This is a genomic window from Nostoc sp., assembly GCF_036917135.1.
Classification (GTDB): Bacteria; Cyanobacteriota; Cyanobacteriia; order Cyanobacteriales; family Nostocaceae; genus Nostoc.
In genome coordinates this window covers 214488-234944 of the sequence record NZ_JBALEA010000023.1, presented here as the reverse complement: position 1 = coordinate 234944, position 20457 = coordinate 214488, and the positions used below count along the sequence as shown (strand labels likewise).

Genomic DNA, 20457 nt, shown 5'->3' with positions numbered 1-20457 from the left:
GTGGGATGGGTGTCCCCACCCGTCCCAGATTTAGGGCGCTCATGTTGCCCACCCCACAAGATGGATAATTTATTTCTTGTCAGTCCCTAAAGTCTATCCCTCTCCGAATCGGAGAGGGACGGTTTTAGGCAGTAAAACCAGGGAGAGGTCTTTTGATTGAGCTAATTAGATTGCCTGCAACAGCCTCACAAAATCTTACTTTTTTCTTGACTACATCTTTATCAAACTCAAATTTTACAACTGGTTCAGCATTTTATGCGTCTGGGGGATCACACGCACATGTTTGATAAACCGCTTCATCAAAGCTTGCCAGGTCAAAACTTGATCGCTTGAAGGGGCAAGTACACTTCTTGGGGAAAATTGTTCAGATACTGCCAAAGGCGTAACAGGTTGTAAAAATACTGAGATATCTGGACTAACCTCTGCCACCAAAGAAGCTGAACGTTCCAACTCGGCGGGATCTGTGTTTTGAGACACAATTATCTTGACAAAAACATTTAAATATGAGTCATAACATAACTGGAGAGATTTACTATGTTCTTGCCAATGACTTTCGCCGCTAACACTGGGCAATTTGAAATCCATACCTACAGAGTCTAAATAGGGGAGAATCATTGCTAGTTGTTCTGGGCGATGTCCGCCAGTTTCTAAGTATATAGGTAGACCAGTTATGGCTCGCACTTGAGGTAGAAACTGCGTTAAAAATGGGGCATGAAGAAGTGGTTCGCCTCCAGTTAAGCTAATGCTATCGTGTAGACAAGGTAGATTTTGCTGTTTTACCCATTCGATTAATATGGGTAATGGGACAGGGTTAGAGTGGATTTCAAAGTCGCGCAATCCAGGCGATCGCTCTATCCGACAAGTAGCAGGTGCATTCCAAGTCTGGGCACTATCACAAAAGTGACAGCGCAAATCACATAAAGCAAAACGAATAAATATCTGACGTGTCCCTACATTCAGTCCTTCTCCTTGAATGGCAGAAAAGACCTCAATCAGGCGTGCGGTAGGTGTAACCGTATTTTTAGCAATCATTATGATGAGAGCAACGCGATCGCGCTGCGTCGGCACAACAGCAAGGATATTTTTTGGCTTCTTGTTCTATTGTGAATCGTCGCTAGCGATCTCCAATCTCAGCCCCGGTAAATAGAAATTAGTCCTATTACTACTGATTCCGATATTAGGTGAAGTAATTTTGTAGGACAAAGTGGTGTTTGGCAGATTACATTATACATGGCAACGAAAGTGCAGAGCTTCATGACTAGCCAACCGACAGAGGTCGATTTTCCAGTTCATTCCCTAAACGACACGGCTATAGTGCAGATGCCGACGCGGTTAAGCGTGCTGGAGGCTTTAGGCTTTAAGCAAACCTGCCAAAGCTTAATCCAGCCCAATTCACATCCGAAGGAAATTATCATTGACTTTCACCAAACTACTTTTATGGACAGTAGTGGCTTAGGTGCCTTGGTCAGTAATTTTAAATACGCCCAGACGAAAGAGATTACATTAACATTGCGGAATGTAACACCTCAGGTAATGGCAGTCCTAAAACTTACGGGATTGGATCAAGTTTTTCCCCTTGAGTCTGTGGAGGATGGGTCGCTAATAGAACAAGAAGACCTAGTAGATAATCGGAAGACAACTTCCCGGAAAGTTGAGCAGTTACCCACTACTCACCCTTCTGTGGCATCTTGGATGAAACGGTTCTTAGATATTATAGGGTCAATAGTCGGTTTATTAATTACAGGAGTTTTGTTTATTCCCATTGCGATCGCTATTCAAATTAATGATCCTGGCCCCATTTTCTTTAGTCAAACCCGTTGTGGCTGGATGGGTAAGCGGTTTGAAATTTGGAAATTCCGTTCCATGTGTGTGGATGCGGAAGCGAAAAAATCCCAAGTCAAAAACCAAGTGCAAGGTGCCTTTTTCAAGAATGAGAATGACCCCAGAGTTACCAAGGTAGGGCGATTTTTACGGCGAACTAGTCTTGATGAATTACCCCAATTTTGGAACGTCCTTAAAGGAGAGATGAGTTTAGTAGGCACTCGACCACCCACACCCGATGAAGTAGAACGCTATGAAGTACCGGAGTGGCAACGTTTAGATGTTAAACCTGGTATGACTGGCGAATGGCAAGTAAATGGACGTTCTACAGTCCGTAGTTTTGAAGATGTAATTCGTCTGGATTTGCAATATCAAAAAAATTGGAGTTTGGTGTACGATTTAAAGCTAATTTTTAAAACTATAGCTATTCTGTTTAATAGAAACAGTGGTGCTGTTTAGCTAACTACCCTTATTTACAATTTTTTGATAACTCCCAACTCTCACGATAATTCTTAAATACGCCCAAGCCTAAAATAGGCTTGGGTAAATTTTAGAGGATGTTTGAAAAGTCGTTGGCTGTAATTTTAGGCACTTTTAGATCCCCCCTAACCCCCCTTAAAAAGGGGGGAACCGGAATCAAAGTCCCCCTTAAAAAAGGGGATTTAGGGGGATCTAAAACTTTTTTCTACCGACCAGAGGACTTTTAAAACATCCTCTTAGGTCTTTACGGATTACTATTAATACACCAATAATATTTACCATATCTGCTTGTATCGCTCATATACTTACTTCTTAAGTATTCCAAACTAGTTTTGATATTCACACAAAGGCGCTAAGAAAAACTCTGCGCCTCTGTATGAGATTATCCCACTGCCTTCTGAATGCCAACTACTTCAACTTGTTGTACTTCTGGCAATAAACGCTTCATACTTTGCTTAACAAACCCCTGCAAAAAACCAATCTGCTGATTTTGCTGAAATACCTTTTGCAAAGTTTGCCGCAAATTATCCAAATTTAAACCAGTCCCAGAATCGATCGCTATTTCCTGCTGTTGGAAATATTCAACTAAACTTAACCCTGCGACTCTAGTCAGATAAGCTGCACTTACTCCCTGCACTAAGCCACCAGCAACAAAGGTAACGGCATTGCTTTTAAGAACAGTACTAATTGCCTTTGTCGAAAGTTCAACTAAACCGAGTTTCAGCATCAAACTTCCCATTGTTCCGGCTACAGTTTGTGCCTGTTCCCAAGAAAATTTCTGCTGATAGATATTACCCAAATCCATTACCATTTGAGCATTAATTGCCGCAGTGGCCAAAATATCAAGGGCTGGTACTGGGTTAGCAAAGGCAGCAGCCGCAGCTATCCATTGATATTGTTCAATAATTGGGGTGGCGCGATCGCGTCTGGTTCCATTCAACCAGTTTTTCGCCTCAGCTTTCAACAAGCCAGCTTTCCTCATGGTAGTTAGCCAAACCAGGCTTTGTCTTTGCTGTACCAAAACTTCACCCAACTGCTGCGTCAACTGCTGGATATCTGCTGCTGGTTGTTCCATCCACTCTTGCACAGCACCATCAGCCTCATGCTTTCGGACTTTGATGGTAATGGGAGAGGCGGCTGTTGCAACTACATTTCCCTGCATTCGCTGTTTCAATGACAGCAAGATGCTGGCGCTTTCATCGGCTAAATACTGATCTTGTTTATTGAAAACTACTATTGCCGGCTGATTTGCTGCCTTTAACTGCTGTAAGGTTTGAAATTCTGAGTCTGTCAAATCACCGTTTGTCAAGAATAGAACAAAATCAGATTTTGCTACTTCTGCTAAAACAGCCGCATCGGAATTTTCACCCGCTTCTCTAAATAAAGGTGCTGTCTCTTCTAAAGACACAAAATTTTGTGTCTCGACATTTTGCTTTAGCACTTGAATTAAAGTGCTTTTACCCACGGATTTACCGCCAGTCACAGCCACTTTAATTTCTTGTCTGTCTAATTCCCACAACAATTGGGCAACTTGTTCTCTGAGTGTTTGTAACGCCGGATGATTTTCTGATTCTTGTGCCAGTTGGTTAATTACAGTTTCAGTTTTAGCGATCGCACTTTCCACAGTCGCCCGATTTACCAGCATCCCATCTAGCTGCTCTAAACTGTTTTTCGGGCGATTTTGTTGGAATAACCACAAACCACCGCCTACAGCTAAAGCACTCAACAAACCAAACTCACCTACCTGCACTATCGAATCGTGCCAACTGTCCAACATCCACAGAGAAAAGGACAGTCCCAATCCTCCCACTAAAATTGGTCGCTGCAACTTCACAACCATGATTCTCCGCGCCTTTTAGATGGCTATTTCTTCCAGAATAGATTAAAAACCTGCTTCTGGGAATTTAACAGGCGATGGAACACAATTTTCTTTACCTACAGATGCCTGAAAAATTAACTCCCAAACCTCACTATGATCAGTAGTCCCAACTAATTCAACATAAAATGCTACAACTCTACGCAAATCTTTACTAAGCTAACATTGAGTTATTGCAAGAGTCTAAGATTTACAGGATAAATAAATATGAATACAAAACTAGTTGAATGTATAGCGCAGATTATTTTATCCTTATCCGAAGAAGAACGCGAACTTTTAGAAACAAAAATTACTGCCGCAGCGCCATCTTTAAAAGTTCCTCAGTCAATTCAGAAAGATATATTAGACTTAGAGAATCGCTTAAAAACATTTGAAGCACAATATGATATGTCATCAAGCAGTTTTTATCAACAATTTAAAGCTGGTAAATTAGGAGATGCAATGGACTTTTTTGAGTGGAGTGTATTCTATGAAATATGGGATAATACACAAAAACAATTAGCATCCACTCAGAGTTAATTTCCTGATGGAACTCCCGGATTATATTAGCAGGGTGAAAACAAAACTGAATGAAAGTTCAGTAGTCTATGCAGTTGTAATTGTTGATGAAAGAACTTTACTTAATCGGGGTTACTTTCGTGCCAGATTGCTTTTTCAAGTTCAACAACCGAACAAACGCAATTTTCTTGACTTAGAGATTTTGCTGAAATTAACTCCCAAGCATTCCTATATTCTGCCGAACGCGGTTTGCACTGTCTTTTCTCAGCTTCAACAAGGTGTATTTCGCTACCGTAGCCAATGAATATGTCTATTGGGAAGATATAAAACAGGTCAAGATTTTCTATATAAACTAAAGCAAAATTAAAGTCTGCGGGCTTATACGCTTCTCGAAGCATTTGTCGCCGATTGGTTTTAGTGCGCCGATTATCTACAACATAATTGCCCGAAGGTTCATCGAACCAAGCATATTTGACTTGAATTTTAACTAGAGTTCCCTCAACATCAAATACTAAATCATAAGGTAGTCTATCACCAACAGGTTTCAAAACTCCCCAACCACGCTTTAAGGCATGAAGAACAGCAGCTTGTTCAGCTATGTCTCCTCTAAGCTTTGTGTCCATCTGCAAAATAAAATTAAATAAAACAAAACCCCAGAATCTTTTAAAATTCTGGGGTTTCATTTCAATTTGGTGGCGGGAAGTGGATTTGAACCACTGACCTTCGGGTTATGCTTACCAACTACAACTTTCGTTGCCCAGATTTACTGGTTTGTGGTCTGGACTGTCCCTTCACCCTCGTCCTTATCGTTAGGGTGTCTGCCTTCCAGTCTCTACACCTTCTCCATTTCTGGAGCTTGGTTCGGGATTACCGCGCTATTGGCTTCCCCGAGTTTGACAGATAAACGCACATAAGTTTCTTTATGTACCGCCCATAGCAAACTTAACTAATAAGCGTCTAGTTAACTTTGCCCGTTGAGCCCGACGAGCTACCAGGCTGCTCTATCCCGCGTCGCTCTTGACTTTTTTATCATAACCCATAGTCAAGAGTTTGGCAACTACAAAAATGATAATTCTCCAATTACTTCTAAACGCTTGTATTTCCCTAAGGTGACAAACTTTTCTGAGAGGCTTTCGGCGGCGCTGGGACTAATCCAACCCATTTGCTGGAGTAAGTGAATCGCCACGGCATATTTTGCTCGTTTGGCCCCATCCATGACTTTGATTGCCAATCCCAAGCCTTCACCGAGTCTACCAATGCACTGCACTCCTTCGGCACCAGTTTTACTGACTAGTTCCCCTGGAGTTAAACGCATCAGTTCCGTATCAAATTCTCCATCTCCTGCGACCATCGCGGGGTGATGAGTCATAGCCCGGACAATGCGCTCCATATCCAGATTGGTACTAGAAGCTAACAGTGCATATAAAGATGCCATGTGACCGAGTTGCATCAGATAAGTTGGTGCGCCACAGTCATCATGAGCGCTGATAAATTCTGCTGCTGGCATTCGCAGCAACTCTGCTACTTTGCCCAAAATTAACTGCTGTATTGGGTGTTTGCGATCCAAGTAGTTATTTAAAGGCCAATGGCGCTGCTGACAAACGGCTAACATCCCTGCGTGTTTTCCAGAGCAATTGTATTCCAGAGGACTCCGCTTACCTTCAGGAATTGGACACTGGAGTATAGTCGGGTCAAGATCAGCCCGCCAAAGGATGTTAAATACCTGTCGGACTTGATCTATTGTTCCTTTGTGGGAACTTGTGATAATTGCTAAGTCGCGATCGCTGAGTTGATAGCGTTCTAGTGTACCTGTAGTGGTGACTGCGAGTGCCTGAAATGGTTTGAGGGCTGAACGGATAAATGCAGCAGTTTCAGAATTTCCGGCAACGGTTAGAACCCGTCCTCGTTCGTCGCAGACAACAGCGTGCACTATATGCCTGGATTCAATAATACCTTCCCGCAGCAACCGGACTTCCAGTGCTGTGGCTTGAGTTCGTTTTCCCATTGTCATGGGTTTATATTTATCACCTTTTTTAATTAATTTAGTCATTAGTCATTGGTCATTAGCTAAGGACTAATGACCCTTCGGGTGATGCCTCCGGCACGCCAAGGGCGAACGCCAGTTGCTAATGGGGGAAACCCCCTTAGCGCTAGCCTCTCCCTTTGGGAGAAGACCGCACTGGCTTACCAATGACCAATGACTCTTTAAAACAAATGCCAAACTATAGTACCAGTAACGTACATTCCCGCCAAGCCAGCGAAGGTAAATTGTAACCGCCGCAGAATGGGTTTGATTTCGTATGCAACTATTAAGCGATCGCGGTTAAGGACTTCCTGTGGCTTTATCCAAGTTTGGCCGTCATACCAGCCGGACTCTTCATAAAATACTGTGGGACTACAAAGGCGATCGCACACGTAGAACCAGCCTAAGTACAATCTTACCAGTACCAATACTACCCCGACACTCGCTGCGGCTGCACCACAGAGGATAAAATGTGCAATATACTTGTGGGGAGGAAAACTTGCTGCCGCCACAGGTGCTGCTAAGAGCCAAGATAAACCCCAAATCCAAACAAGTTTTGTGATATACTCGCGCCAATCTAAAGTGGTATCACGAAATAGCCAGGAAGTTTTTAACTCTTCGTACTCATTGAGCGGTTGTTGGTCTGTAGGAACTGGGCAATTAGAAACCGAAGACCTAATCATGTTCGTTTACCTTCACCCTCATCAGATTCTGGAAGGGAAATACGCTCTGCATGAATCCAGAACGCTTCTAAATTATAAAACTCCCGTTCTTTGGGCATCATGATGTGAACGATCACATCACCATAGTCTTGTAGTACCCAACTCCCCTCAAGTTTTCCTTCTGTCCTTAAGGGACGGCGTTGCAACTCAGTTTCGACTTTTCCTTCAATTGCTTGAGCGATCGCCCTGACCTGTACCTTAGAATAGCCAGTCATCATCACAAAGTAATCCGCCAGGTAAGATACCTCTGTGACTTTGAGCAATAAAATTTCACCCGCTTTGCGGTCTGATGCTGCAACAGCGATCGTTGCAGCTAATTTTTCGCTCGCATCTTCGGTTTGGCCGTGGCTTATTACCGCACTCTTCATCAGTGGAACAGATTGCAATGGGAAATTTCCTTGGAAATAATCAGTCATTAAACCTCAGGTGCTTTCTTCCTTTTGAAACAATTGTTTACATTTACTTACAAAAAACAAACAATTGATCTGCCAAATGTGTCAATAGGTTTTTTTGAATACTAACAAAAAAACAGGTGTCTATGGGGCTAGTACCGAAGGGCGGAATTAAAAATTAAAAATTAAAAGTTAAAAATGAATACAGCGAAAGCGTTTCATTGATTTGGAATAGGTGGTTTATTTACGCTGTGCCGTACTAGTTTGATAATTGGCTGTTTAGATTTTGACATCAGCAATTGCAGATGGTTGTTGTGCAGCGATAAATCAACCAATAGCTTTCCAGCAAGAATTTCCACCCAAGAAAGCTAAAAATACAATCCAACTGAGCAGACTCATATAAACATCATGCCCAAGTCCCCGAATTCTCACCAGAAGTCGGGGAATCTATCTCCCAAGGGTTTTATGTTTAATTACCTTAGTCTCAGAATCCCCTTATACTTAGATTTTGAGGGCATAGACCACTGAAAGGGTACTTATGTAATGTAACTCTACTGCCAGAGATCAAACTTCTTGTTTTGTAACTGTTGTAGACTGAATTGCTCGACGATTTGCCGTCAATGAGTAACATAAAGACTCATACTGATTTAAAGCTTGCTCAAAAGCGTAGTGTTCAACAGCATACTGACGACTTTTGTAACCCAGAGTTTTGACTTTTTCGGGGTTTTCGTACAAATTTAAAATTGCGATCGCTAAAGCTTGGGGATCTTCTGGAGGAACGATAACTCCGCCGCCACTTTGCCTAATGGCTTTTGCTGCCGTACCATTGTTGGGAACAGAGGCAACTAAGGCTCGTCCACTGGCAAGTAGCACTTGAATTTTTGACGGCATATTGAAGGATATAACATTTTTCTTTTGCACCACTAAACCAACATCCGCAGCTGCCAACATTTCTGGCAAACATTTGCGCGGTTGAAATGGTAGTAGCAAAACGTTATCTGCGCCGCAATCTAGACATTCCTGTTGCAATCGCTGTAAACCGTTTGCCTCTCCAACGATGACAAAAACGATATCTGGGATATGGCGCAACACAGAAGCAGCTTTGACGACACTTTCTAAGCCTTGGGTTAGGGCAATGTTACCAGAATAAAGTACTACAAATTTACCATTCAGATTATGTGCCGTGCGGAAAGAATTATTTTCTTTAGGCAAAGGGCGGATAAAATTTACATCAACCCAGTTGGGAATTTGCACAATTTTGTCAGCTTTTACGCCCTTAGATCGCAAATTATCTACAAACCCATCGGCGATGACGCTAATTTTGCTAGCACTGTGGTAAGCAAATTTTTCCAGTAATGTAAACAACTGGATGAGCAATTTATTTTTCAGTAGACCGACGTGGACGGCTGCTTCTGGTAATATGTCTTGTAGATTTAAGATCACAGGACAAGCACGTAACCATCCTAAGAGAGCAACTGGTACACAGCTTGGTAAGGATGGCGATGTTGAGAGAATCACATCTGGACGCCAACCGAAGAGGGCGGGCACAAAACTAGTGACAACGAAACTAGCATCTAGTAACACCCGATCTAATAGGTTAGGTTTTGGACGAATCCAAACGTAACTGCGTTGAATTTCAACGCCATTTTTCTCTTCGTTGAGATACAGCTTGCCCCGATATTCCTGGTAAATTTGACGCTCAGGGTAGTTGGGCATAGCAGTGACTACGCGCACTTGATGCCCACGTCTTACTAGTCCCTCTGCTAATTCAGTCATCAATGGGGCAATACCGATTGGCTCTGGATAGTAGTTGTACGAGTAAATCAAAATCCGCATAAAAAATTATTCCGAAGTAGCCCGATTTTTATTTAATGACAAATATTTGTCTGAAATATCATTTGGAGGTTGGAAACTCCTATATTTAATTGTGGCTCCAGACTCTTTTTATGTCAGGGATTTTCCTTAAAGATTGAGTAAACTTTGAACTGAAATACTTAGAGGCATTATGAATTTTTTTTACTATTTAAGCAGTCTTTATATTGTTAATTTTTTAGTGGTACTTACGTATAAACCCTAATATACTTAGGGTTTGGCAACCCCTAAGACCAAATTGGGATAGTTAGTATTAATTTCCTCTAGATAGAAGGAAATAATCAATTTTAGAAATATCTGATATTAAGAATACTGTTTTATAACACTAGTCATTCAATGAGCGATCGCCCTTGTATTTTCTCTTTTTTTGCTGGCTCAGGTTTCCTAGATTTAGGTTTTGAAACCAGTGGTTTTAATATTGTTTATGTCAATGAAATCTTCCCCCCATTCATCGCCGCCTATCGCCATTCGCGGGAAGTTCTGAAAATGCGATCGCCTGAATATGGATATGATCAGGGTGAAGGGGCAGATGTAACAAATCTTATTGCCGGAAAAGAAGCACAACGCCTTCAAGAATTAGTCAAAGACTGCCGCAAATCTCATAATATAATTGGTTTCATCGGCGGGCCTCCGTGTCCTGATTTTTCTATTGGTGGGAAAAATAGAGGAGGTTTAGGAGATAATGGCAAGCTTTCCACTTCTTATGTTGAATTAATTTGCCGAAATATTCCCGATTTCTTTTTATTTGAGAACGTTAAGGGTTTATGGAAGACGACAAAACACCGTTTATTTTTTGAATCGCTCAAGCAAAAATTACAGGAAGCAGGTTATATATTAACAGAGCGGTTAATTAATGCTATCGAATATGGTGTACCCCAGGATAGAGAAAGAATTATTTTAATTGGTTTTAAAAATAGTTTTCTTGAGGAAATGAAAATAGAGGTTGATAAAAAAAGATTACTATCTAAAGATAATTTTCCTTGGAATAATTACATTTTATATGCTCAAGAAAAAGTTTTTGCTTATCCCTGGTGCAACTCTGAACCATTCAAAGAAAATTCTCTGATACCTTGTCCTGATGGCATACTGGAAGAACTGACAGTTGAATACTGGTTTATAAAAAACAACGTTCTGAAGCATCTTAATGCTGAACACTATTTTAAACCAAGGGCAGGTATCACAAAATTTGCTGCTGTTCAAGAAGGAGATAATTCCAGGAAGTCTTTCAAGCGTCTGCATAGATGGCGTTACTCTCCAACAGCTTGCTATGGAAATAATGAAGTACATTTACATCCTTACAAAGTCCGGCGAATATCTGTAGCAGAAGCTTTAGCTATCCAATCTTTGCCTGCAAATTTTACACTTCCAGAGAATATGTCACTCACGAATATGTTTAAAACTATTGGTAATGGCGTTCCCTATTTAGCATCGAAGGCATTAGCTAAAACTATTTTTAACTTCTTAGGAATTAGTGTGAACAACGCTGTTGATCTTCCTAGCCTTACTACCATTTAACGTCAATTTAAATACTTACAGTAATTCCGGGATATCTGTAAAGTCAATATTCCAGATAAGTCGGCAGCTTGTTTTCAGGATAAACTTGTAATAAATGTGATTTAATAGATATATAAGAAATGTTTTAATTTTTTATAAAGTTTAATAATCAATCACTGGCAGAAGACACGATGGCAGCAGACTATCCAGACATTGATATTGCGCCATTTATCGATCACTCCCTGTTAATGCCAACGGCTACTCCAGAGCAGGTTGAGCAATGGTGTGAAGAAGCATATAGATTCAACTTTGCGGCGGTTTGTCTGTTTCCCGCTCATGTTAAGCAAGCAGTAGAACTCCTCCACGGTAAAAACCCGAAAGTCTGTACGGTGATTGGCTTTCCTTCTGGTGCAACGACTTCAGCAGTGAAACTGTATGAGGCTCAAGAAGCGGCAGATAGTGGGGCCACTGAGTTGGATGTGGTAATGAACTTGGGCTGGTTGAAAGCTGGCAAAACTGAAGAAGTCCACCGGGAGATTGCTGAAATTTGTGAAGAGACTGGGCAAACAGTCAAGGTAATTTTGGAAACTAACCTGTTGACAGATGCGGAGAAAAAAATAGCTGCTGAAATAGCTATGGAGGCAGGAGCAGCATTCTTAAAAACCAGTACTGGTTGGAATGGTGGTGCAACAGTGGCAGATGTACGACTTTTGAAGGAATTTGCCAAAGAAAGGGTGGGAATTAAAGCTTCAGGTGGTATCCACACTATCAATCAAGCCCTAGACTTAATCGTAGCGGGTGCTACTAGATTAGGCACATCTCGCGGTATGGATTTGATCCGTCAGCGCGATAACTTGGGAAAGGGTGAATAGTCATTTGTCCTTTGTCATTTGTCCGAAGCTAATGACCAATGACTAATTACTAATGACTAATAACTACTAATAACTAATGAGTAGAACCTACAAAGCAACTGGTATTAATCTTAAAACCCAGGCGCTGGGAGAATCGGATAAAATAGTGACGATTTTGACACGGGAATTCGGTCTGATTCGAGCAGTGGCTCCAGGGGCACGTAAGCACAACTCCAGCCTGGGCGGTAGGAGTGGGATGTTTGTTGTGAATGAACTATTGATTGCCAAAGGGCGATCGCTTGATAAAATTACTCAAGCACAGACGTTAAAAACTTATCCTGGTTTAGCTAAAAATTTGGGAAAACTGGCTGCCAGTCAATATTTAGCAGAAATAGTTCTGTGTGAAGCTTTGAGCGAACAACCCCAAGAAGAACTTTATGAGTTGTTCAATGAACATCTCCATCGCTTAGAGGTGGCCTCTAGTGCAAATCCATCTGGTGTTTTGGCTCATCTGGCTCATGGGGTGTTTCACCTTTTAGCCTTAGCAGGACTCACGCCGCAAGTGCAAATTTGTTGCCTATCCCAACGCCCCCTCAAGCCAGACTTTACAGACCCCAAGTGGCAGGTAGGATTTAGTATACCTGCGGGTGGAATAGTTTGTTTAGAAGCTAGGGAACGTTTGCGAAGAGAGGAGCAGAGGGAGATGAGGGAGATGAGGGAAATGGCGGGAGACCAATACCCAATGCCCCATGCCCCATTCCCACTTGCCCTGAGCGAAGCCGTTCGCGTAGCGTCTCGTAGAGAAGGGATGCCCAATACCCAAACAGTTGTTGTGCATCGGCAAGAAATACCTGTGATTTCTTGCCGTCTGGGTGCTATGGAACTGGCTTTGCTTCAACATCTGTCACAACCAGAGATAATGCAAATTGATGGTGCTAGAGATTATGACTGGTTATCTGTTGAGCAGATTTTGCGCCAGTATGCTCAGTATCAATTAGGTCGCCCTATTCGCTCTGCTACCTTGATCGACTCTTATTTTGCTGCCAACCATGATGCAACCGTCTGATTTGGATAAAAAAATCCTACCTTTGTCACCAAGCCTCGCCAAAAGACAAAATAGGGTATCAGAACCTACAGTCAGGAATCACTTGAGTACCGTTTCCAAGTGTACACCTAGTCAAATAAATGGCCAAGAAATGTCCCCAAAAGACGTTTCTAAAAACGATCAAAGTTGGACGGAGGAAATCCCAAAAACTGATGTTCCAAGCCAATCAGAAATACAATCTGAAGATAAATTAACCACAGATGAGCTAGATAGCAATGGCTCTCGCAATGGGCATAATTTGCCAGTAGCAGCGATCGCCGAAAAAGAACCACCGAAATTAGATGAGTCTGGTTCAGGTGGAAAAGCTGTTTCAGGTAATGTACCGCAGCAAGGGTTTTTGCCTGTATTAAAAAACCCTAATTTTCTGGCTCTTTGGGGTGGTCAAGTTTTCTCCCAACTGGCAGATAAAGTTTATTTAGTGCTGATGATTGCCTTGATTAATACTCAGTTTCAAGCAAGCAATCAGAGTATTAGTGGTTGGGTATCAGTCTTGATGATGGCTTTTACGATTCCAGCCGTATTGTTTGGTTCCGTTGCTGGCGTGTTTGTCGATCGCTGGTCGAAAAAAGCTGTGCTGGTGGCAACGAATATTTGGCGCGGCATCCTGGTTTTGTCAATTCCTTTTCTGCTGTGGTTGACTCATGATTGGAAACCCATAGGAGTGCTGCCAGTGGGTTTTATAATCATCCTGGGTGTGACTTTTTTAGTTTCCACACTGACGCAGTTTTTTGCACCGGCGGAACAGGCGGTAATTCCCTTAATAGTAGAAGAACAGGATTTACTCTCGGCAAATTCCCTTTATACGACAACGATGATGGCATCGGTGATTGTTGGGTTTGCCGTCGGGGAACCGTTGTTAGCGATCGCTGATGGACTTTGGCTGCAAATTGGTGGTAGTGGTAATTTTGGCAAAGAACTTTTAGTAGGTGGGAGTTATGCGATCGCGGGACTAATTTTGTTCCTCCTGGCAACTAAGGAAAAACACCACCACCCCGATACAGAATTCCCTCACGTCTTCTCTGATTTGCGGGACGGTTTTGCCTACCTCAATGGAAATCATCGCGTCCGCAATGCTTTGCTTCAGCTGATTATCTTGTTTTCTGTCTTTGCCGCATTAACTGTTTTAGCCGTTCGGATGGCAGAAATAATTCCCAACATGAAAGCCTCCCAGTTTGGCTTTTTACTAGCAGCCGGCGGTGTTGGCATTGCGGCCGGAGCAACAATTCTCGGTCAATTTGGTCAACGCTTCTCCTATACCCAGCTAAGTCTGTACGGTTGTATAGGCATGACAGCATCTCTGATTGGTCTGTCAGTATTTACAACCCAACTATGGCTAGTGTTGTTACTGGTGGCGTTATTAGGTATCTTTGGGGCGCTAGTGGGAATTCCTATGCAAACAGCAATCCAAACAGAAACACCTCCAGAAATGCGTGGTAAAGTTTTTGGCTTGCAGAACAATGTAATTAATATTGCTCTCTCCTTACCATTGGCATTAGCTGGTGTTGCAGAAACCTTTCTGGGATTACAAGTAGTATTTTTGGGATTAGCTGCCATCGTCTTTTCAGGAGGTATATTAACCTGGTATAACTCACACAAATAGTATCAGCTAAGAAGAGTTATTATTCATTACCTTTAAGTAATTAATATTTACTTAAAGCTTTTGTGTTCATGGTAAACTGTGATAAGTGAAAATTTATCGCATACTTGCGGGATATGAATCTGACATTAGTCAGAATAAGTTGTTTAAATATCAAAAATTAACAACTTATAAATAGAATAAATAAAGCCCAAAATCCACTGGTTTAATCAGCTTAAAATAAGCTTTTTAAACTAAGTTGTGGTGGAAATCTGTAATAACTAAATAAACCAGCAAGTATAGCTAGATAAAAATCACAAAGAACACACAAGTAATAGCTCAAACCCGCTTTTCTTACAGCTAAATAAAGAATGCGTATAGCCTGGATTGGAAAAAAATCACCCTTTTGTGGCAATGTCACCTACAGTCGAGAAATTACAAATGCCTTACTAGATAGGGGACATCAAGTTAGCTTTCTTCACTTCGCCCAGGAAGAGTCGGAACCTGACAACTGGCCAAATCTTCAAGAGGTTTCCCTCCCTTTCATTTACAAGTCACAAGTTTACACAATTCCCACTTTTAAAGCGACCAAAGTTTTAACCGATTCGCTGCGGGAAATCAAGCCAGATGTAGTCCATGCTTCATTGACGTTATCTCCTCTAGACTTTTTTCTACCGGAAATTTGTGAAGAACTGAGGTTGCCCCTAATTGCCACTTTTCACACACCATTTGCTGGCAAGGGGGCAAAGCTGGTATCGGGAACGCAACTTTTGGCTTATCAGCTCTACGCACCTTTTTTAGTTAACTACGATCGCGTGATTGTATTTTCCCAAATTCAGCGAGAATTATTGGCAGGGATGGGCGTAAGGGAAGAAAATATTGCTGTAATTCCCAATGGTGTTGATACTGTCAAGTATTCTCCAGGATTTTCTCAAATAAAAGCAGAATTTAAAGCCGAACGCTTGTTTGTCTATCAGGGTAGAATTGCCCCAGAGAAAAATGTCGAAGCTCTCCTCCGCGCTTGGAAGCAGTCGGCAATGGAGCCTGGTAGTAAGTTGCTAATTGTTGGTGACGGTCCTTTGAAATCTTCCTTAGAGCCATTTTATGGTTCAGAATACGGCATTATCTGGTTGGGATTTGTCGCTGATGAAGACCGACGGATCGAAATTTTACGGGGCGCAGATGTATTTGTTTTGCCTTCATTGGTAGAGGGTTTATCCCTATCTCTGTTAGAAGGAATGTCATGTGGGTTGGCTTGTTTAGCAACAGATGTGGGTGCAGATGGAGAGGTATTGGAAAAGGGCGCAGGTGTAGTTATTAGTACCAAAACAGCGCGATCGCAATTAAAAACCCTCTTGCCAGTATTCCAAGACCATCCAGAGTTAACAACTCTACTGGGGCAAAAAGCTAGACAGCGTGTATTAGACCGCTATACCCTGAGTAAAAATATTACTCTGCTCGAAGAACTTTATAAAGGAGTTTTAGCACAGCGACCTCTACCGCTAAGTCGTCGTAGAGCGTAGGGAAAGGAAGAAGTGCGATCGCACAGCAAATTATCAGATAAGCTGTTAACCAGCTTATCCACTCTGCCACGCAAAATTGAGGAAAGGTTTGGAATTAATTGTACAGTCGATTATCGGCAAAAATTAATAACCTAGTTAGAATGAAATAATAAATAACAGTAAATTAAAGCTACAAAATCAACAAATGACTGCAATCATCGACATAAAAACATTATATGAATCCAATTACCTGCAATGGTTAGAGGAGACTATTAAATGTCTCAAAAATCGACAATTAGCAGACGTTGACTATGAAAACTTAATAGAAGAATTGGAAGATTTGGCTAAAAATGAAAAAAGGCGAGTAAGAAGTTTATTGGAACAGATTATTAGACATTTATTAATTTATCAATATTGGGATTTAGAAAAGCCAATAAGTGCTAATCATTGTGCAGCAGAAATAATTAGTTTTCGGAATCAACTAAATGAAGATTTAAGTGCCAATTTACGCAAATATTTAGAGGATAACTTCAGCATAATTTATAGCAATGCCTTAGATTATGTTAAAGCTAAAACAAATTTAAGCAATTTACCTGAATTATGTGCTTATACCTTAGAGCAAATCTTTGGATAAAAATTGGTTGCCTTAATCTTAAATTTTGATTTTTTGCGCGAGACATATTCATATTTTAACTCAGCAATACCATAAAAATAAGTCGCTACAATTTATCATACTTCTTCTGGTTCTACGTTAGGGACTTTATTCAAAACTTGCTGGAATTTTTCCCAACTACCGCTTTTAGCTTTTTCTTCCAAATAGTCTTTGGTCATCCATGCGGAAACTTGTGCCGATAAAGCAATCGTTGCAAGTTGTTCAATGGAAATATTTTCTCTGGCTGCTAAAGCTTCAATTTGTTTATATAAAGATTCAGATACCTTTACATTTAAGTTAGTCATCGGATTTCTCCTACTATTTGCAAGAATTCTTTGGGTGAAACTACCCTCAGTCCAAATTTTTGTGCGCCTTGTAAATCTTTTTGATTATAAGTGATGATAAAGTCGGCTTGGCATTCAACAGCTAAATCGATAAGAAAATCATCATCAGGATCGTGTGCTACTGGCCGCCATAAATAGAAAATGCTACATTTATTAGCGATTGTACAAATAGCTTCAATAACATTGTCAATATTTTCATCACTCAATCCAAGCTGCTCTTTTTCTCGCTTGAGAATTTCTTCATACTCGAATACTAAGGTAGTAGAGACATTCAACTGCCAACGCCCATCATTAAGTATTGTTAATAGTTTGTAAGATGCACTATGGTTAGCTCGTAAACCAGAAAGGAGTACATTAGTATCAAGTATAATTTGGTACGGATTTGTCATGGTTTCGCCGTAGTATTTTTGCTCTAGCGACGAGCTTATACTCTACCTATTGATCAATTAATCTTTGAATTATCTACTAAAGACCATCCCAAAGTAGTTGGCTGTTCATAAACCCGCTTTAAAGTATTCACATCTCTGGGAGAAATAGGCGACGGGTTACGAACTTGAGAAAAATATAGGGCATCAGTTTGTAGCGGACTATGACCCCAAATTCCCAAAGCGTGTCCGAATTCGTGGCGGGTAGCTGCAATGAGATACTCACCTGTTTGACTCGGACTTAGCAAGATGGTGAAGCGGTTGGATAAAACATTGTTGCTGGTGTATAACTCGTAAGTAGTTTGTGCCGATCGCGCACGAGGTATATTACTACCAGAGGAAATTTGTAGAGGTGGCGCTTTTCGTGCGATCGTAATATCAGCAATTTCTGACTGTTCGACTATTGTTAAAGGTAAATAAGTACTCCACTCCTGTACACCCTGCAAGACACCATTAACCCATGCTTGAGCCTGCTTTTCGCTGATGGCTTTTGGTGGTTCTACGTAAACTCGAACCGGAAATTGTGACCAGACTAAATAACCTACTTGGGTTGTTGTAACTTGGGAAAAGTAGTCACCACTGTTAGTGTTATCTTGCCACTGTGCGAGTGTGGGCGGTAAGGGATGGGGTTTTAGGGGAGATGGTGAGGTTGAAAGAGAGATGATTGAGTTTGAATATGCATATTTTGGGATTATTGTAAACCCATGACTCGACTCGATATTAGTAAAAACGATTAACAGCCCTGTGCCAATAAACAAGGCAAGAGCTGTAATTAACCGTCGTGAAATTGAATTTATTAGGCTGTTAAGTATCGGGTGTTGGATTTTTATCCCCATTTACCTATCCTTATTTAGGAAGCCAGCCAGCACTTAAAACTACTGTTAAACCGAGAAAAATTACTGTCAATGCCCAAGTAATTCGGTTTAAGGTGTTTTCTGCACTTTTGGTGCTGCTAAATAGCTGGGCTTGTCCGCCAATAGCTCCAACGCCATCACCTTTAGGGCTATGTAGTAAAACTAAAATAATCAAACCAGTGGCGGAAAATGCCCAAATGCCTTGCACGATATTAGTAATTGTCATGGTAGCAATCTCATTTATAACAAGTTTCAAAAAACAGAATTCAGGAGTTAGGAGTTCACTAAAAACTCCTAACTCTTGTACAGACGCGATTAATCGCGTCTCAGGACTCTTTTACAGCCCTACTTGCACCGGGGTGCGAGTGCGTTGTAGCTCATATTCTGCGGTTTTCAGCAGCGATCGCCCGGTCATTTCTGGGGGCTGAGGCAGCTGTAAAATCTCTAGAATCGTGGGGGCAATGTCAGATAGCTTACCATCGGTTCGCAGTTCGACATTTGTACCATATCCAGGGATTTTGACTTTCTCGCCTTCTACCAAGATAAAGGGGACTGGGTTAGTAGTATGAGCCGTCCAGGGATTACCCCCTTCATCTAGCATATACTCAGCGTTGCCGTGATCGGCAGTAATAATTGTTGTCCCGCCGGCTTTGATCACGCTCTCTAACAACCGACCCAAACAGCGATCAACTGTTTCAATTGCTGTGATGGTAGGGTCGATTTGACCAGTATGCCCTACCATGTCTGGATTAGCATAGTTAATCACAACCAGGGAATACGTACCCTTTTGAATCGCTGCGATCGCTACATTTGTAACTGCTGCTGCTGACATCGCTGGGGCGTGATCGTAAGTCGCTACCATCGGGCTGCTTACCAGTTCCCGATCTTCTCCGACAAAAGGTTCCTCCAGACCCCCATTAAAGAAATAGGTGACGTGGGCGTATTTTTCGGTTTCGGCGGTGCGGAACTGATTCAGGCTGTGATTGGCTATGACTTCTCCCAGAATATTACTGAGATTCTGAGGCTCAAAGGCTACAGCCACGGGTAAGTCTGAATCGTACTGCGTAAAGGTGACAAAAGACAGGGGTGTGATTTGCTGTCTTGCAAAACCGTCAAATTTGGGACTGACCAAAGCTTGAGTCAGTTGTCTGGAGCGATCGGGGCGGAAGTTGAAAAATATCACCCCATCCCCTGGTTCTATTGCGCCTGGAGCAATTCGGATTGGGTTGACAAATTCATCTTTTATCCCTTGGTCGTAAGATGCTTGCAAGACTTCCACAGCCTTGAGACCATTACCAACACTATCTTGTATCATCATGTCGTAGGCGCGTTTGACCCGATCCCAGCGATGATCGCGATCCATCGCGTAGTAGCGACCACTGAGGGTGACTATACGCCCAATTCCGGCGCGGTCTATATAATCTTGCAGCTGCGCGATCGCTTTTACACCGTCAGTTGGGGCGGTGTCACGACCATCGGTAATGGCGTGGATACAAACTTCTGGAATTCGCTCTTTCTTGGCTAAGTCAAGTAGTCCGAATAGATGGGTGATATGTGAATGTACCCCTCCCTCAGAACAAAGCCCGACTAGATGCAGCTTGCTATTCCGAGAACGAACTTCCTGGCAAATTTTGACAAGTGCTGGGTTGGAGGCAATAGAACCGTCTTCAACCGCATCGGAGATGCGTACCAGTTCTTGCGGTACAACTCGCCCAGCACCAATGTTCAAATGACCAACTTCCGAGTTGCCCATTTGACCTTCTGGCAACCCTACGGCTTTTCCTGATGTGCGGATGAGGGTATGCGGGTAAGCTGCCCATAAACTGTCCACGATGGGAGTTTTAGCAGCAGTAATGGCGTTTCCTCGCGTTTCCTCGCAGTAGCCCCATCCGTCTAAAATGACTAGCACCACAGGAGCAACAGGTGCTTTGGTCATAGTAAAATTGCCCTTTACTTTTTGTAATACCCGA

Annotated in this window: 20 protein-coding genes; 8 read left to right on the top strand and 12 right to left on the bottom strand. The window is 42.0% G+C overall.

Going from position 1 to position 20457, the window contains the following annotated elements; translation table 11 throughout:
* Nucleotides 1-234: 234 nt before the first annotated feature.
* Nucleotides 235-1032 carry a 7-carboxy-7-deazaguanine synthase QueE gene (locus V7K50_RS05805; protein ID WP_334958382.1) on the bottom strand — a complete coding sequence of 266 codons (798 nt, stop codon included), beginning with the start codon at nt 1030-1032 and terminating at the stop codon, nt 235-237.
* A gap of 198 nt (nt 1033-1230) precedes the next feature.
* On the opposite strand from V7K50_RS05805, the gene V7K50_RS05800 reads away from it, so the two are divergent.
* Nucleotides 1231-2280, top strand: coding sequence for a sugar transferase (locus tag V7K50_RS05800; RefSeq protein WP_334958070.1), 1050 nt, complete (start codon nt 1231-1233; stop codon nt 2278-2280).
* A 403-nt stretch (nt 2281-2683) separates the two neighbouring features.
* Here the strand turns inward: V7K50_RS05800 and V7K50_RS05795 are convergent, their stop codons facing one another.
* The gene (locus V7K50_RS05795; protein WP_334958068.1) at nt 2684-4141 is read right to left on the bottom strand and encodes a YcjF family protein; all 1458 of its coding nucleotides are present in this window, start codon (nt 4139-4141) and stop codon (nt 2684-2686) included.
* A 243-nt stretch (nt 4142-4384) separates the two neighbouring features.
* Here V7K50_RS05795 and V7K50_RS05790 point away from each other — a divergent pair, with 243 nt between their 5' ends.
* Nucleotides 4385-4696, top strand: a complete 312-nt coding sequence (locus tag V7K50_RS05790) for a hypothetical protein (protein ID WP_229471889.1) — start codon at nt 4385-4387, stop codon at nt 4694-4696.
* 101 nt (nt 4697-4797) lie between these two features.
* On the opposite strand, the gene V7K50_RS05785 is transcribed toward V7K50_RS05790, so the two are convergent.
* From V7K50_RS05785 to V7K50_RS05765, 5 genes are all read right to left on the bottom strand, one after another.
* Nucleotides 4798-5298, bottom strand: a complete 501-nt coding sequence (locus tag V7K50_RS05785) for a group I intron-associated PD-(D/E)XK endonuclease (RefSeq protein WP_334958063.1) — start codon at nt 5296-5298, stop codon at nt 4798-4800.
* A gap of 434 nt (nt 5299-5732) precedes the next feature.
* Nucleotides 5733-6686, bottom strand: a complete 954-nt coding sequence (locus tag V7K50_RS05780) for an asparaginase (RefSeq protein WP_334958380.1) — start codon at nt 6684-6686, stop codon at nt 5733-5735.
* Between the two features lie 194 nt (nt 6687-6880).
* Complete coding sequence (locus V7K50_RS05775; RefSeq protein ID WP_334958062.1) at nt 6881-7381, bottom strand: CGLD27 family protein; 501 nt, start codon at nt 7379-7381, stop codon at nt 6881-6883.
* Nucleotides 7378-7836: a ribosome silencing factor gene (gene rsfS / locus V7K50_RS05770; RefSeq protein ID WP_334958060.1), complete on the bottom strand. Its 459-nt coding sequence runs from the start codon at nt 7834-7836 to the stop codon at nt 7378-7380. The genes V7K50_RS05775 and rsfS overlap by 4 nt, the downstream gene beginning before the upstream one ends.
* Nucleotides 7837-8376: 540 nt before the next feature.
* Nucleotides 8377-9648 carry a glycosyltransferase family 4 protein gene (locus V7K50_RS05765; RefSeq protein ID WP_334958058.1) on the bottom strand — a complete coding sequence of 424 codons (1272 nt, stop codon included), beginning with the start codon at nt 9646-9648 and terminating at the stop codon, nt 8377-8379.
* 372 nt (nt 9649-10020) lie between these two features.
* Between V7K50_RS05765 and V7K50_RS05760 the strand changes: the two genes are divergently transcribed.
* The 6 genes from V7K50_RS05760 to V7K50_RS05735 all read left to right on the top strand — a co-directional run bounded on the left by V7K50_RS05760 (nt 10021) and on the right by V7K50_RS05735 (nt 16846).
* A complete protein-coding gene (locus V7K50_RS05760; RefSeq protein ID WP_334958056.1) occupies nt 10021-11199 on the top strand; it encodes a DNA cytosine methyltransferase in 1179 nt (392 codons plus the stop codon).
* Between the two features lie 170 nt (nt 11200-11369).
* Nucleotides 11370-12050, top strand: a complete 681-nt coding sequence (gene deoC / locus V7K50_RS05755) for a deoxyribose-phosphate aldolase (RefSeq protein ID WP_334958054.1) — start codon at nt 11370-11372, stop codon at nt 12048-12050.
* 76 nt (nt 12051-12126) lie between these two features.
* Nucleotides 12127-13095 (top strand): DNA repair protein RecO, encoded by a 969-nt coding sequence (gene recO, locus V7K50_RS05750; RefSeq protein WP_334958052.1) that lies wholly within the window; start codon nt 12127-12129, stop codon nt 13093-13095.
* Nucleotides 13082-14734 (top strand): MFS transporter, encoded by a 1653-nt coding sequence (locus V7K50_RS05745; protein WP_334958378.1) that lies wholly within the window; start codon nt 13082-13084, stop codon nt 14732-14734. The genes recO and V7K50_RS05745 overlap by 14 nt, the downstream gene beginning before the upstream one ends.
* A gap of 347 nt (nt 14735-15081) precedes the next feature.
* The gene (locus tag V7K50_RS05740) at nt 15082-16233 is read left to right on the top strand and encodes a glycosyltransferase family 4 protein (protein WP_334958050.1); all 1152 of its coding nucleotides are present in this window, start codon (nt 15082-15084) and stop codon (nt 16231-16233) included.
* A gap of 184 nt (nt 16234-16417) precedes the next feature.
* Entirely contained in the window at nt 16418-16846 is a 429-nt protein-coding gene (locus V7K50_RS05735; protein WP_334958048.1) for a DUF29 domain-containing protein, read from the top strand.
* 95 nt (nt 16847-16941) lie between these two features.
* Here the strand turns inward: V7K50_RS05735 and V7K50_RS05730 are convergent, their stop codons facing one another.
* The 5 genes from V7K50_RS05730 to gpmI all read right to left on the bottom strand — a co-directional run bounded on the left by V7K50_RS05730 (nt 16942) and on the right by gpmI (nt 20423).
* Nucleotides 16942-17169, bottom strand: a complete 228-nt coding sequence (locus V7K50_RS05730) for a hypothetical protein (protein ID WP_334958046.1) — start codon at nt 17167-17169, stop codon at nt 16942-16944.
* Entirely contained in the window at nt 17166-17597 is a 432-nt protein-coding gene (locus tag V7K50_RS05725; protein WP_334958045.1) for a putative toxin-antitoxin system toxin component, PIN family, read from the bottom strand. Before V7K50_RS05725 ends, V7K50_RS05730 begins: the two co-directional genes overlap by 4 nt.
* 53 nt (nt 17598-17650) lie before the next feature.
* Complete coding sequence (locus V7K50_RS05720) at nt 17651-18469, bottom strand: peptidase (protein ID WP_334958043.1); 819 nt, start codon at nt 18467-18469, stop codon at nt 17651-17653.
* Nucleotides 18470-18479: 10 nt separating this feature from the next.
* The gene (gene secG, locus V7K50_RS05715) at nt 18480-18713 is read right to left on the bottom strand and encodes a preprotein translocase subunit SecG (RefSeq protein ID WP_334958041.1); all 234 of its coding nucleotides are present in this window, start codon (nt 18711-18713) and stop codon (nt 18480-18482) included.
* 111 nt (nt 18714-18824) lie between these two features.
* Complete coding sequence (gene gpmI / locus V7K50_RS05710) at nt 18825-20423, bottom strand: 2,3-bisphosphoglycerate-independent phosphoglycerate mutase (protein WP_334958040.1); 1599 nt, start codon at nt 20421-20423, stop codon at nt 18825-18827.
* Nucleotides 20424-20457: the final 34 nt, after the last annotated feature.